The following is a 12,302-nucleotide window of genomic DNA, read 5'->3' as shown; positions in this document are numbered from 1 at the left end:
GTGATGAGTATGTTCGGATATCCGCTGGTCAACGTGCTGGGCGCTTGCCTCATCATCACCTCGATGATGGTGGTTCTCGCCCGCACTGGACGGGCCGCGGCGTGCTTGTACTCGCTGCAGTCGCTCGTGCTGGTGGGTGTGCTGGCCTCGTTGGGGGCGGTCACAGGCTCCGGCGAGCTGTACACGTGGTCGGCCACGGCCTTCGCCACCAAGGTGGTGCTCGTGCCCGCCATTCTGTTGTTCACCTTGAAGAAAATCGGAGGGGAGGTTCCGGTGGACCTGCCGCCGAAGCTGAACCCCATGAAGTCGGTCGCCCTCGTGGCCGTGGAAGTGTTTGTGTGCTTCGTGGCCGTCTCTGGTATTGACCTGCCTACGGCCGCGGCGGTGAAGCCCACATTGGCCGTGTCGCTCGCCCATTTCTTCATTGGCCTCACCTGCATTGTCATCCAGAGGTCCATCTTCAAGCAAATCTTCGGATACTGCCTTATGGAGAACGGCTCGCACGTGACCTTGGCGCTTTTGGCGCCCCAGGCTCCCGAGCTGGTGGAGATCGGCGTGGCCACCGATGCGATTTTCGCAGTTGTCATCTTGGCGGTGCTCGTGGCGAGGATGGCGCGCTATGCCCGCACCCTCAATGCCGACGATCTCTGTGAGTTGAAGGGATAAGCCATGGATTACTCAATGTTGCTTTTGGCGCTCTTGGGCTGTCCCCTCATCGCGGCGCTCGCCATGGCCGTGCTGCCATCGAAGGGCACTCCGTCCGCCGTCTATGAGGCCCTGCACCTGCTCTCCCTGGCCGGTGTGGCCGTTGCGGGCCTGGCTCTCGTGGTGGCTGTGTGTTCCGGTGCCGATGTCTATGCGGCGGGGGAGTGGTTCCATCTGGACGGTCTCTCGGCGCTCTTCCTTGGGCTCATCGCCGTCATCGCCCCGTGCACGGGCGTCTACTCGCTGCCCTACGTGGCCCACGATGTGGAGGAGGGGCGCCTCGGTTCCGGCCAGGTGAAGCAGTACTACGCCTTCTTCAGCCTCTTCGTGTTCTCGATGATTCTGGCCGTCACCTCGAACAATATCATCATGATGTGGGTGTCGGTGGAGGCCACTACGTTGTCGACGGTGTTCCTCGTGGGCGTTTACCGCACCAAGCTCGCCTTGGAGGCGGCATGGAAATACGTTATCGTCTGCACGGCGGGCGTGGCTTTTGGCCTGTTCGGCACGCTGCTCGTATACGCTAATGCCGCCGACGTCATGGCCGATGCGCACCAGGCGGTGTTCTGGACTGCCATCCTGCCGGTTGCGCCGCTTATGGACCACTCCCTCATGATGATTGCCTTTGTGTTCGCGGCCATCGGGTTCGGTACCAAGGCGGGTTTGTTCCCTATGCACACCTGGCTGCCCGATGCTCACTCCGAGGCGCCGAGCCCCGTTTCGGCTTTGCTCTCGGGCGTGCTGCTGAAGTGTGCGATCCTTATCATCCTGCGCTTCTATATCCTCGCTTCGGCCAATGTGGGGGATGGGTTTCCCCAGACAGTCATGATGATTCTGGGTGTCCTTTCGGTGGGCTATGCCGCCTTCGAAGTGTATCGCCAGCGCGATCTTAAGCGGAAGCTGGCCTATAGCTCTTGTGAGAACGTGGGCCTTATCGCCGTGTGCTTCGGCATAGGCGGTCCTCTGGGCATCATCGCGGGTCTCGTGCATTGCATCGCCCACGGTCTGACCAAGGCGCTCATGTTCTGCCTGGCGGGAAATGTGATGATGAAGTACCACACGCGCGACCTGGAAAGGATTCGCGGCATTGTGGCGGTGGCGCCCGTCACGGGCGTCTTGTTCGTCGCGGGCTGTCTGGCTTTGGCGGGTTTTCCGCCCTTCGCAATGTTTTTGAGCGAGATGCTCATGGTGCTCGCGGGCGTGGCAGCCGCGGCCTGGTGGGCGCTCGTGCTCGTGCTTGTGGCGCTTGTTGTGGTGATCATGGCCCTTGTTCGCCTCATTACGGGGTCGGCGCTTGGCGGCGCGCCCGACAATGTGCCGCGCGGGGACGTACCCGCCTTGGCCCTGGTTCCGGAAATCGTGCTTGTGGCGCTTGTGGTGCTGCTTGGCGTGGCGATGCCCGGCCCCCTGGCTGGTTCTATAGAGGATGCGGGGGCCATCGTGATGGCTTACGAGGGCGAGTATTCCGCAAATGGGAGCTTGCTTGACGACGCCCTGGCGGCGCTAGCCGCCGATGGGATGACCGAGGAGGTGTTCGAGTAATGACGACGAAAAGGCAAACAGCTTTGCGAGTGGGCGAAACCCACGTGCAGGCGGTGCGCGACACCTTCCCCGGCGCGGTGCTCGATGCGACGTGGCAGGCGGCCGATCAGGTGACCATCACCGTGCCAACCGACATGCTTCCCGATGTGGTGGAGTTCCTCTACTACGGACGCGGGGGTTGGCTTCCGAATATGGTGGCTAATGACGAAAGGCCCATCAACGGCAGCTACGCGCTGTACTATCTGCTGTCCATGGAGGAGAGCGATCCGGGGTTCGTCGTGGTGCGGGCCGAAGTGGATCCGGATTCCATGGAGTACCCGAGCGTGACCCCGCGGGTTCCCGCCTGCGTATGGAGCGAACGCGAGGCTTTCGACATGTTTGGGCTACGCGCCCAGGGGCTGCCCGATGAGCGGCGGCTGGTGCTTCCTGACGACTGGCCAAGCAACCTGTATCCGCTGCGCAAGGACGCTATGGACTATCGTCGCCGCCCCGAGCCGGCCTGCGCCGTGGAGAACTACGAGTTTCTCTATGAGGGTCATGCCGAGGAGACCACGCAGGTGCCTATGGGACCCTTGCACATCACATCTGACGAGCCGGGGCATTTCCGGCTGTTCGTCGAGGGCGAGGACATTATTGACGCCGACTATCGGCTGTTCTACGTGCATCGCGGCATGGAGAAGGTGGCCGAAAGCCGCCTGAGTTACGATGCGGTGACCTTTCTCGCGGACCGCATTTGCGGTATTTGCGGCAACGCCCATTCGGTGGCCTACGCCGAAGCGGTGGAAAACGCCCAGGGCATAGAGGTGCCCCTGCGCGCCCAGTACATCCGCGCCATTCTGCTGGAAGTGGAGCGTCTGCACTCTCACCTGTTGAACTTAGGACTCGTGTGCCACTACTGCGGTTTCGACACGGGTTTTCAGCACTTCTTCCGGGTGCGCGAGAAGGCCATGGATCTGGCGGTGCTGCTCACCGGCGCCCGCAAGACCTACGGGCTGAACCTCATAGGCGGTGTGCGTCGCGATATCTTAGACGAGCAAAAGCTGGCCACCATTGCCTACGTGCAAGAGCTGCGCAACGAGGTGGAGGCGCTTGTGGATATGCTCACGTCGACGGCGAATTTTGAATCGCGCACGGCTGGTATCGGATACCTCGACCCGGCGGTGGCTCGTGATTTCTCGCCGGTGGGCCCTTGCGTGCGCGGTAGCGGCATCGCCCGCGACGTGCGTTTCGACCATCCCTTCGATGGGTACAAGTTCCTGGTGGGCCTGTCGGCCCGAAGCCATAACGGATGCGATGTGCAGAGCCGCACGCTTGTGCGCGTAGAAGAGTTCATGGACTCGCTTACCATGATCGAGCAGTTGCTCGAAGGAGCGCCGGCCGGCCCGGTGCTCACGGAAAAGTGGCAGTATACGCCGCACAAGTTCGCTCTCGGCTATACCGAGGCGCCCCGCGGCGAGGATATGCACTGGGCCATGGTCGGCGACAACCAGAAGTGCTATCGCTGGCGCGCCAAGGCGGCCACCTATTCCAACTGGCCCATTCTGCGCTATATGTTCCGGGGCAACACCGTGGCCGATGCGGCCATCATCGTGGGGTCGATGGATCCGTGCTATTCCTGCACCGACCGCGTGACTGTGGTGGACGTGAAGAAGAAGACCGAGACGGTGCTGACGAAAGACCAGTTGGAGGGCTACTGTCGTCGGCGCACCCACTCGCCGCTGGCTGGGAAGGGGTGGTAGCCGTGCTGAAGCTGTTCAAGGAGATTCGCAGGGCCGGCGATGCGACGGTGGGCTACCCCTTCCAGCCGCTTGAGATGCCGGCGGGGTTCCGCGGCAAGCCCGAGCACAACGAGAAGCTCTGCATTGCATGCGGGGCGTGCGCTATTGCCTGTCCGGCCAACGCCATCACCATGGAGTTAAACGCCGACCAGTCGCTCATCACTTGGGACATCAGTTACGGCCGTTGCATTTTCTGCGGCCGATGCCAGGAAGTGTGTCCGCTGTTCGCCATTAAGCTGACGGGCGAGTTCGAACTGGCTGTGAAGAACAAGGGTGATTTGCGGGAATCGTGCTCCTATGCGGTGGTCCAATGCGCCCGTTGCGGCAGGCCTTACGCGCCCGCTAAGGAAGTGGATTACGCGCGGCGAGTGCTAGCATCCGTGGGAGGAGTGGCGGCAACCGATATAGAGAAACTGGATTTGTGCTTGGACTGCCGCCGCGCCGATGACGCTGAGGCCTTTCAGAAGCAGGCCCGCGAGAGGAAGGGGGCGTAAATGCTGGAGAACGACTTTCCATCCCAGCTGCAGTGGCGACCCGATCCGGTTGCGCTAGATGCCAAGGTGGCTGAAGCGAAGGAGCGCCTGCTCGGCTCGATTAAGCGTTCCGTGTACGTGTACCGCGTGGACTGCGGCGGCTGCAACGGCTGCGAGATTGAAATTTTCGCCACTATTACGGCGGTCTTCGATGCCGAGCGCTTTGGCATCAAGGTGGTGCCCTCGCCCCGTCATGCGGATGTGCTGCTGTATACCGGTGCGATGACCCGCGCCATGCGCGAACCGGCGCTGCGGGCCTATCATGCTGCTCCTGATCCCAAGATCGTCATGGCCTACGGTGCCTGCGGATGCACGGGCGGCATCTTCCATGACAACTATTGCGTGTGGGGCGGCACTGATCCCATCTTGCCAGTGGACGTGTACGTGCCGGGCTGCCCGCCCTCGCCGCCGGCGACCATCTTCGGGTTCGCCTGCGCTTTGGGGCTGTTGGACCAAAAGCTGCACGAGAGTCATCATGTGGCGCCTGTCGGGGAGGAGGCTCCGGTGGCCTTTCCCGCCATTCCCTACAAGGTGCGCACTGCCTTTGAGCGCGAGGCGCGACGCATGAGCGGCTACTACTATGGCAAGCAGATCGTGGACGAGTTCATGATGGCCATCGCCAAGGATCGCGTTAATGTGTTTGGCGCCGTCGATGCGCTTATCGATGGCGAAGCCGACATGCGCAAAAAGGCTGTTTTCATGGATCTGAAGACGCTGCTTCTGAGCAAGGTCGTCGACGAATGATCACGACGGTTCGCCGCCAGGAAGCGCAGCCGGCCGGCGCCGAAAGGACGTCGGGCGGCTGCGCAAGCCGGGAGGAGGGGGCGCCCGCCCGCCCCCTGAGCGCGCATACCACCGATGGACGCACGGCGCGGGAGGTGGTGTTCTACCGCCTGGGCGAGAAGTTCGTCGATCATGAGCGCTCCATTCCCGACGACGTGCGCTCGGTGCTCTACTACACGTTGGCCATCGGGCATCATACCGGGGTCATCGACTGCCTGCATCCGCGCCTTTCCACATCTCGGGATGTGTTCGCCGATGCGCTCGCGCTCATGGATCCGGGTTCGGCGCGCGATAAGCTCGCCGGTATCGAGCGCTTCGGGGAAATCGAGGTGAGGGGAGAGCACGTGGCCCTGTTGAAGCCGGCGGTGATCGCGGCCTTGGAGCGGTCGGGGGCGGCTCTAGCGGATTTGGATAAGGCATCGGAGGAGTTTGCGGCTTCCGCATCGGTGGTTGCTGCCGATGCGCTGTCATGGCTCGAGGAATTCCTGCGCCTTTTGGAAGAGATTCAGTGCGAGGCGTGCGTGTATGCCATGGGAAGGAGGGTGTCGTGACGGAGTCGGGAAAACGTGAGCCTCGCCACACCGCCGAGAATCCAGGGTGCGGCAATCCGCCGACTGCTGAGGCGATTCTCGCCGCGGCCGAGGCTGGGGCCCGGGGCGGCAACGTCGTGTTCTGCGTTGGAAGCGTCCTGCGTGGCGACGACGCGGCTGGCCCCCTGCTGGCCCGGCACCTGGAAGAGAAGCCGGTAGAGGGGTGGACGGTGGTGGATGGAGGGCAGACGCCCGAGAACGATTTGGGTTACCTGAGGCGCGTTGCCCCGCACCGACTGCTTCTCGTCGACGCGGCGGCCATGGGGCTCGATCCAGGAACGGTGCGCCGCTTACGCCCCCAGGATGTGGCGGTGCAGTCGCTCATCACCACCCATACGCTGCCCATTACCTATTTGCTGGAGGAGCTGGTCCAGATGTGCAACGAGGTGATTTTCCTCGGTATTCAGCCGCTGAGCACCGCCTTCTTCGATCCGGTGAGCGATGCGGTGAGGAAGGCGGTGGAGGGCATCTACCGCGACATCGCAGCAGGCGGAAATTTCGAAATGTACCCGTATGTAAATATGTGAGTTTGTATCTTGGGAGGGTTGTTCCATGTCGATTGTGAAAGAGGACCTTATGTCCATCAGCCCCGACGCCCTAGCGCCGGCGGCTATTGAGGCCAAGGCTGAGAACGTTGGCGTTGCGAAGGCCACCATGGCCGGCGGCAAGTGCTTCGTGTCAGCAATGCTTGCCGGCGCCTTCATCGGTTTCGGCGGCATGTTCTTCTGCACGTTTTTGGGAGACACCACTATGGCCTTCGGTGTGCAGCGTCTTGTAGGGGGATTAACTTTCTGCCTGGGTCTGTGTTTGGTGCTCTGCTGCGGCGCCGAGCTCTTTACGGGCAACGTGCTCATGGCATGCGCTAAGGCTTCCGGCAGGATTAGTTTTGGTCAGCTGTTCCGCAATTGGGGCATCGTGTGGGTTGGCAATCTGGCTGGTTCCCTGCTCGCCGTGGCCATCATTTATTTATCGAATCTGCAGGGAATGAACGGCGGAGCGGTGGGCGAAGCCTTCGTGTCGGTGGCGGCTGGCAAGGTGGCGCTTGAGCCGGTGACCCTGTTTTTCAAAGCGGTGCTTTGCAATATTCTCGTCTGCCTGGCCGTGTGGATCGGCTTTTCGTCGAAGACGACGGCCGATAAGGTGCTTGGCATTTTGCTCCCCATCTCTGCCTTTGTGGCCTGCGGCTTTGAGCACTGCGTGGCGAATATGTTCTTTTTGCCCATGGGTTTGCTGTTAAATGCGGTAGGCGGATTTGGGGTCGCTGGCGCGATGACGCTTGGAGGGGTGGCCTACAACTTGGTGTTGGCCACCTTGGGCAATATTGCCGGTGGTCTGCTCGTTGGCATGGCCTACTGGTTCATCTACCGCAAGAAGCAAGAGAAATAGGTGCCCGCTCGCCCGTTGCTGCCGTGTGGCGAGAGGGTTCTGAGGAGCAGGCCCCGGCCGGGCCTGGCCGCTGAGACACGAGAGAGGACATCATGAAGGTAATCGACCAGTACCGGGAAGAGGAGGCGGTCGAGCAGTGCGGCGGGCTTCTGCTGCATCCCGGCGGCGGATGCGAGGCGGTAAGTCGCGCTGTGCTTGCCGAGCACGCCCTAGAGGTGTCGGTGAACACCGTGCCAACGCTGCGCATGGTGTGCACGCCCGATCATCTGGTCGATCTGGTGGTGGGTCGGCTGTTCACCGAAGGTGTTGTTTCTGCGGTGGACGACATAGCCGAGGTGTACCTGTGCGATCAGGGCTCTCGCGCATCGGTGCTGCTCGATTGCCGGCGGGCGGATTTCTCCCGGGCCGGCATCGAGACGGTGCCAACCTGCTGCACGGGCAATCGCGTGTATAACCAGTATTTCACTAGCGACAGCCGGCCTGCGGCCGTTGTGCCTATCCCATGGGAACCGGAATGGGTTTTCAAGGCGGCTCGGGCTTTTGCCGAAGACACTCCGTTGCACCGCGCAACTACGGGGACTCACAGTTGCTACCTGATGATTGATGGCGCAATCGTAGTTTGCCGTGAGGATTTGGGCCGGCACAATGCCTTCGACAAGGTAGTGGGGGCTGCTTTGCGGGCGGATATCGATTTGCGCAATGCCCTTGTGTTTTCCAGCGGCCGCTTGCCGGTTGACATGGTGATGAAGGCCATTCGCGCAGGTATTCCCATCCTTGCTACGAAGGCAGTGCCCACCGACGAGACCATTCGCTTGGCGCGGGAGTTCGGCCTCACGCTCATTTGCCAGGCGCGTCCTGATTCGGTTGTGGTGTACAACGACCCAAGCTAGGGGTGCCCACCGTTTCGAGCAGCGGAAACGTTGGCGTTGCTCGATTTTTTTAGCGGACCGACCGGACTGGCCTTACGACATGGGGAATGCTGGACGAATTGGAGGGGGCTATGGCAACCGCTGCTCTCAAGTTCTTGCGTGATGGGCTGGTATTCGCTGTTCTGGGAGGGGCAGTGGGCGCCTTGACGGCGATGCTGAGCGTGGCGGTGGATGCGGCTGCCGAGGCTTTTACGGCTTATCCGCAGCTTGGGTGGCTCCTGCCCGTGGCCGGTTTGGCAACCTATGGCTTCTATCGGGCGACTGGGGTCGACTTCGCCTGGAGCACGGCTTCGGTGGCGAAGGCGGCGCGCAACGGAGAAGAGGTGCCGCTGCGGCTCGTGCCGGCAGTTGTCGTTGGGACGGTGCTCACTGTACTCTGCGGTGGCTCAGTGGGCAAGGAAGCCGCCGCTCTGCAAATGGCCGCTGGGGCGAGCGGGTCGTTTCGGCGCCAGTTGTCCGCTGAGGGCCGTTTGTGGGCTGCTCCGGCGGCCATGGGCGCCGCATTGGGGGCAATGCTTGGCGTGCCTGCTGCAGGCGTGGTGTTCTCATTCGAAGTACTGCGGCGACGGCCTTCGGACGGGGGAGCCGTCGTTGCGCCGACGATTGCCGCCGCCGCAGCCTGGATTGTGACAGAGGCGTGCGGTGTGCGTTTTCTGCCCCAGGTGGCTGAGGCCTTGTCGGGGGAGTGGGCGTGCCTGGCGGCGATGGCGCATTCGGGCTTTGAGTCAGGGGATCTTGGCTTTTTGGGAGCGGCGATGGCGCTAGTGGTGCCAGTTCTTTTCGTGGGGGCGGTATCGGGGGCGGTTGGCGCTGGTTTTTGCCGGGCGGTCAGTATGCTCCGGTGCGGTTTGGCCCGGTTGGGCGCGCCAGTGTTTGCCCTCGCCGTGGGCGGTGTTGCTGTGTCGCTGCTGCTTGGTTACGCCGAGGTGTTAGGCTACGGGGGAGTGCGCGTTTACTGTGGGCCTGGAGCGGATTTGGCCGCCGTGGCTGTGGAGGGGGGTGTTCTGCCATGGTGGTCCTTCGCGCTCAAAGGTGCGCTCACCTTGCTTACGTTCGCTGGCGGATTCAAGGGGGGTGAGATTATGCCCGTGCTGGCTGTGGGGGCCTGTCTGGGCAATGCCATTGGAGTGCTTGCGGTGGGCGCTTGCGGGATTGTCTTTTCCGGACAGGGGCTTGCCGCCGTGGTTGCCGGCGCGCCATCGGCCGTAATCGCGCTGTTTTCCGCAGTTGGAGTCGCCTCGTTTTTCTCCAGCTGCACCAAGTGCCCTCTTACGGCCTGCGTACTGTCGCTCGGGCTTTTTGGGCCTGAGGTAGCCGTCCTTGCAGCACCTGCGGCCTTTCTGTCATCGCTTTGCGCACCCCGCGTTGGGCTGTATCCTACTGCGCTGTCCAGCGATTCGGATGGATGAGCATATCGGCGTGGATGAAGACGGGGCTCTTGCCAAGGCCTTAACACGTATGGCTCGCGAACGGCGCGGAAAATGCCCGAAATAGCAGGGGTATGGAATTTTGGTCAAGGGCGGTTTGGGCAGAGGTGCGGGGGAGCTTGACTGCCTATACTGTTATGTCACAAGTTCGAGTGCCTCGAATGGGTATGGGCGGCGACATGTTCCGAACCTGGTCAGGTCCGGGAGGAAGCAGCCATAAGGGACCGCTGACGAGCGCCCCTACCTATTCGGGGCACTTTTGCGTGCTAAACGTAAGGAGCCTCATGGGCATCATCGATTTCTTCGTCAACCTGCTGAAAGACCCGCGCGGCCAAATCGCCGCCTGGATCATCGCGCTGGGCCCGGTTTGGGTGTACACGCCGCTGTTCCTCATCGTGTTCGTGGAAACCGGCCTGGTGTTCTTCCCGTTTTTGCCGGGCGATTCGCTGCTGTTCGCCGCCGGCGTGTTCTCCGCCGACGGGGGCGGCTTGAACATCTGGGCCACCCTGTGGGTGTTCTGGATCGCCGCCATTTTGGGCAACACTTCCAACTATTGGATCGCCCGTTTCTTCGGGCGCCGCATCATCGACTCCGGCAAGGTGAAGGCCCTGAACGCCGAGCGCATGGCGAAGCTGGACCACTTCTTCGAGCGCTACGGCGGCCTTACCATCGTCATCACCCGCTTCATGCCGTTTTTCCGCACCTTCGCCCCGTTCATCGCCGGCACCGGCCACATGAATTTCGGGAAGTTCACGCTGTACAACTGCATCGGCGGCGTCACCTGGGTGAGCCTGTTCGTGCTGGTGGGTTACTTCTTTGGCGGCATTCCCGTGGTGCAGGAGCACTTCGAGGTGATCGTGCTGGGCATCGTGGCGGTGTCGGTGGCGCCGGCGTTCATCGGCGCCATCAAAGCGGCCACCGCCAGCCGCCGCGCCAAGAAGGGCGACCCGGTGGCCCAGGCGGAAGCCAAGGTGGCCGAGGCCCAGTACCAGCGCGACGTGGTGCGCGAGCAGGTGATGCGGGAAGAAGCGCGCGCCAAGGAAGAGGCGCGGGCGAAAGTGGCGGCTCAGCAAGAGCAGCTGCGCCAGGAAAAGGCACGGCAAGAGGCGGCCGAGCGGGAAGCGGCCGAGCGCCTGGAAGCGGCGCAGGCGGCCGAGCAGCAGGCGAAGGCGGCCCGTGAGTTGCCGGACGGGGCAGAAGGGGAGGTGTCGTCTTCCCAAGAGGGCCCGGCGGAAGAGGCGCCGGCGCCCGATGCGCCCGACGCGCCCGACGCGGCCGGCAAGCCCGAGTAGGCCGGCGCGCTTTGCCGCGAAACCCTGCGGAACCACCGCGCCGCCCCTCCATGGGCGGCGCTTCTTGTTGTAAGCTGTGCAGCGAAACTTTGCGAAACGAGAAGGGATGCCGTTAATGGCCGAGGCACTGTACCGGAAGTACCGCCCCCAGATCTTCGAGGACGTGGTGGGCCAAGAACACATTGAGCGGACGCTGAAAAACGCCATCGATCAGGACAAAGTGTCCCATGCCTATCTGTTCACCGGCCCGCGCGGCACCGGCAAAACCACCACGGCGCGGCTTTTGGCCAAGGCGCTGCTGTGCGAGAAGGGCCCCACTCCCGACCCGGACGGCACCTGCGAAGAGTGCCTTGAAATCGCCAACGGCACCCACCCCGACGTGTACGAGCTGGACGCCGCTTCCCGCACCGGCGTGGAGAACGTGCGCGAAGAGATCATCTCCCGCGTGCAGTACGCCCCCACCCGCGGCCGTTCGAAGGTGTACATCATCGACGAGGTGCACATGCTCTCCACTGCCGCCTTTAACGCGCTGTTGAAGACGCTGGAAGAGCCGCCGTCCCACGTGGTGTTCATCCTGTGCACCACCGACCCGCAGAAGGTGCCGGAAACCATCCATTCCCGCTGCCAGCGCTTCGATTTCCGCCGCATCTCCACCGACGAGATGGTGGCGCGGCTGGGAGCCATTTGCGTGGCCGAGGGCGCTACCTTCGACGGCGACGCGCTGGAGCTGGTGGCCCACCGGGCTGATGGCGGCATGCGCAACGCCCTCACCTCGCTGGAGCAGCTGATGGCGTTTTCCGGCAACAACGTGACCATGGAGGTGGCCTCCCGCATGCTGGGGGCGCTGGATTCCACCGGTCTGTCTGAAATCATCGGCATGGTGGGGCGCCGCGACGCCGCGGCCGCCTTCTGCTGGACCGCCGATTACGTGGAAACCGGCGCCGACCTGGCCCAGTTTTCCCGCGACATGGCCGCCAGCATCCGCAACCTGTACGTGATGAGCCTGGCCGGCGCCGATGTGGCGTTGGACGTGTCCGACACCGAGCGGCGCGAGATGGAGGCGCTGCTGCCGCTGTTCGGCCCCGACCGTCTGGCGCGGCTGCTCACGGTGATGGGGGATTTGCTGGCGGAGCTGAAAACCTCCACCAACGCCCGCCTCACCTTCGAGATAGCCCTCACCCGCATGGTGCGCCCCGAATCGGACCTTACGCTGGAGGCGCTGGCGGAGCGGGTGGAAGCGCTGGAGCGCAGCGGCGGCGTGATGGGGCTGGCCCCGGTGATGGCGGCCGCGGCACCGGTGGCTTCTGCGCCGGTGGCGGCCCCTGTTGCCCCGGCCC

12 protein-coding genes and 1 other RNA gene are annotated in these 12,302 nt (G+C 63.0%); all 13 read left to right on the top strand.

Features of this window, described 5'->3' with window-relative positions:
• Nucleotides 1-3: 3 nt before the first annotated feature.
• Entirely contained in the window at nucleotides 4-666 is a 663-nt protein-coding gene (gene hyfE, locus DMP11_RS08425; RefSeq protein ID WP_235869435.1) for a hydrogenase 4 membrane subunit, read from the top strand.
• A gap of 3 nt (nucleotides 667-669) precedes the next feature.
• The gene (locus tag DMP11_RS08420) at nucleotides 670-2,247 is read left to right on the top strand and encodes a hydrogenase 4 subunit F (protein ID WP_123186049.1); all 1,578 of its coding nucleotides are present in this window, start codon (nucleotides 670-672) and stop codon (nucleotides 2,245-2,247) included.
• Nucleotides 2,247-3,986, top strand: a complete 1,740-nt coding sequence (locus DMP11_RS08415; RefSeq protein ID WP_123186048.1) for a hydrogenase large subunit — start codon at nucleotides 2,247-2,249, stop codon at nucleotides 3,984-3,986. The genes DMP11_RS08420 and DMP11_RS08415 overlap by 1 nt, the downstream gene beginning before the upstream one ends.
• A 2-nt stretch (nucleotides 3,987-3,988) precedes the next feature.
• Nucleotides 3,989-4,519: a formate hydrogenlyase complex iron-sulfur subunit gene (locus tag DMP11_RS08410; RefSeq protein ID WP_123186047.1), complete on the top strand. Its 531-nt coding sequence runs from the start codon at nucleotides 3,989-3,991 to the stop codon at nucleotides 4,517-4,519.
• Nucleotides 4,520-5,302, top strand: a complete 783-nt coding sequence (locus tag DMP11_RS08405) for an NADH-quinone oxidoreductase subunit B family protein (protein ID WP_123186046.1) — start codon at nucleotides 4,520-4,522, stop codon at nucleotides 5,300-5,302.
• Nucleotides 5,299-5,892 (top strand): formate hydrogenlyase maturation HycH family protein, encoded by a 594-nt coding sequence (locus DMP11_RS08400; RefSeq protein ID WP_123186045.1) that lies wholly within the window; start codon nucleotides 5,299-5,301, stop codon nucleotides 5,890-5,892. The genes DMP11_RS08405 and DMP11_RS08400 overlap by 4 nt, the downstream gene beginning before the upstream one ends.
• Nucleotides 5,889-6,458, top strand: a complete 570-nt coding sequence (hycI, locus tag DMP11_RS08395; RefSeq protein ID WP_214647108.1) for a hydrogenase maturation peptidase HycI — start codon at nucleotides 5,889-5,891, stop codon at nucleotides 6,456-6,458. The genes DMP11_RS08400 and hycI overlap by 4 nt, the downstream gene beginning before the upstream one ends.
• Nucleotides 6,459-6,483: 25 nt before the next feature.
• Nucleotides 6,484-7,317, top strand: coding sequence for a formate/nitrite transporter family protein (locus tag DMP11_RS08390; RefSeq protein WP_183621512.1), 834 nt, complete (start codon nucleotides 6,484-6,486; stop codon nucleotides 7,315-7,317).
• Between the two features lie 92 nt (nucleotides 7,318-7,409).
• Nucleotides 7,410-8,207, top strand: coding sequence for a formate dehydrogenase accessory sulfurtransferase FdhD (gene fdhD / locus DMP11_RS08385; RefSeq protein WP_123186043.1), 798 nt, complete (start codon nucleotides 7,410-7,412; stop codon nucleotides 8,205-8,207).
• 110 nt (nucleotides 8,208-8,317) lie between these two features.
• Entirely contained in the window at nucleotides 8,318-9,655 is a 1,338-nt protein-coding gene (locus tag DMP11_RS08380) for a chloride channel protein (protein WP_161555342.1), read from the top strand.
• A gap of 177 nt (nucleotides 9,656-9,832) precedes the next feature.
• Nucleotides 9,833-9,926: signal recognition particle sRNA small type (gene ffs, locus DMP11_RS08375), an RNA gene on the top strand.
• A 31-nt stretch (nucleotides 9,927-9,957) separates the two neighbouring features.
• Entirely contained in the window at nucleotides 9,958-10,965 is a 1,008-nt protein-coding gene (locus tag DMP11_RS10645; RefSeq protein WP_214647109.1) for a VTT domain-containing protein, read from the top strand.
• Between the two features lie 115 nt (nucleotides 10,966-11,080).
• A partial coding sequence (dnaX, locus tag DMP11_RS08365; RefSeq protein WP_123186041.1) for a DNA polymerase III subunit gamma/tau occupies nucleotides 11,081-12,302 on the top strand: 1,222 nt, incomplete at its 3' end.

It is taken from the genome of Parvibacter caecicola (genome assembly GCF_003725335.1).
GTDB lineage: Bacteria > Actinomycetota > Coriobacteriia > Coriobacteriales > Eggerthellaceae > Parvibacter > Parvibacter caecicola.
This window is presented reverse-complemented; position numbering and strand designations above follow the sequence as displayed.

What these genes read in the sequence shown, in the direction of transcription:
- hyfE (WP_235869435.1), top strand. Translation starts at nt 4, where the DNA reads ATGAGTATGTTCGGATATCCGCTGGTCAACGTGCTGGGCGCTTGCCTC.
- DMP11_RS08420 (WP_123186049.1), top strand. Translation starts at nt 670, where the DNA reads ATGGATTACTCAATGTTGCTTTTGGCGCTCTTGGGCTGTCCCCTCATC.
- DMP11_RS08415 (WP_123186048.1), top strand. Translation starts at nt 2,247, where the DNA reads ATGACGACGAAAAGGCAAACAGCTTTGCGAGTGGGCGAAACCCACGTG.
- DMP11_RS08405 (WP_123186046.1), top strand. Translation starts at nt 4,520, where the DNA reads ATGCTGGAGAACGACTTTCCATCCCAGCTGCAGTGGCGACCCGATCCG.
- DMP11_RS08400 (WP_123186045.1), top strand. Translation starts at nt 5,299, where the DNA reads ATGATCACGACGGTTCGCCGCCAGGAAGCGCAGCCGGCCGGCGCCGAA.
- DMP11_RS08390 (WP_183621512.1), top strand. Translation starts at nt 6,484, where the DNA reads ATGTCGATTGTGAAAGAGGACCTTATGTCCATCAGCCCCGACGCCCTA.
- fdhD (WP_123186043.1), top strand. Translation starts at nt 7,410, where the DNA reads ATGAAGGTAATCGACCAGTACCGGGAAGAGGAGGCGGTCGAGCAGTGC.
- DMP11_RS08380 (WP_161555342.1), top strand. Translation starts at nt 8,318, where the DNA reads ATGGCAACCGCTGCTCTCAAGTTCTTGCGTGATGGGCTGGTATTCGCT.
- DMP11_RS10645 (WP_214647109.1), top strand. Translation starts at nt 9,958, where the DNA reads ATGGGCATCATCGATTTCTTCGTCAACCTGCTGAAAGACCCGCGCGGC.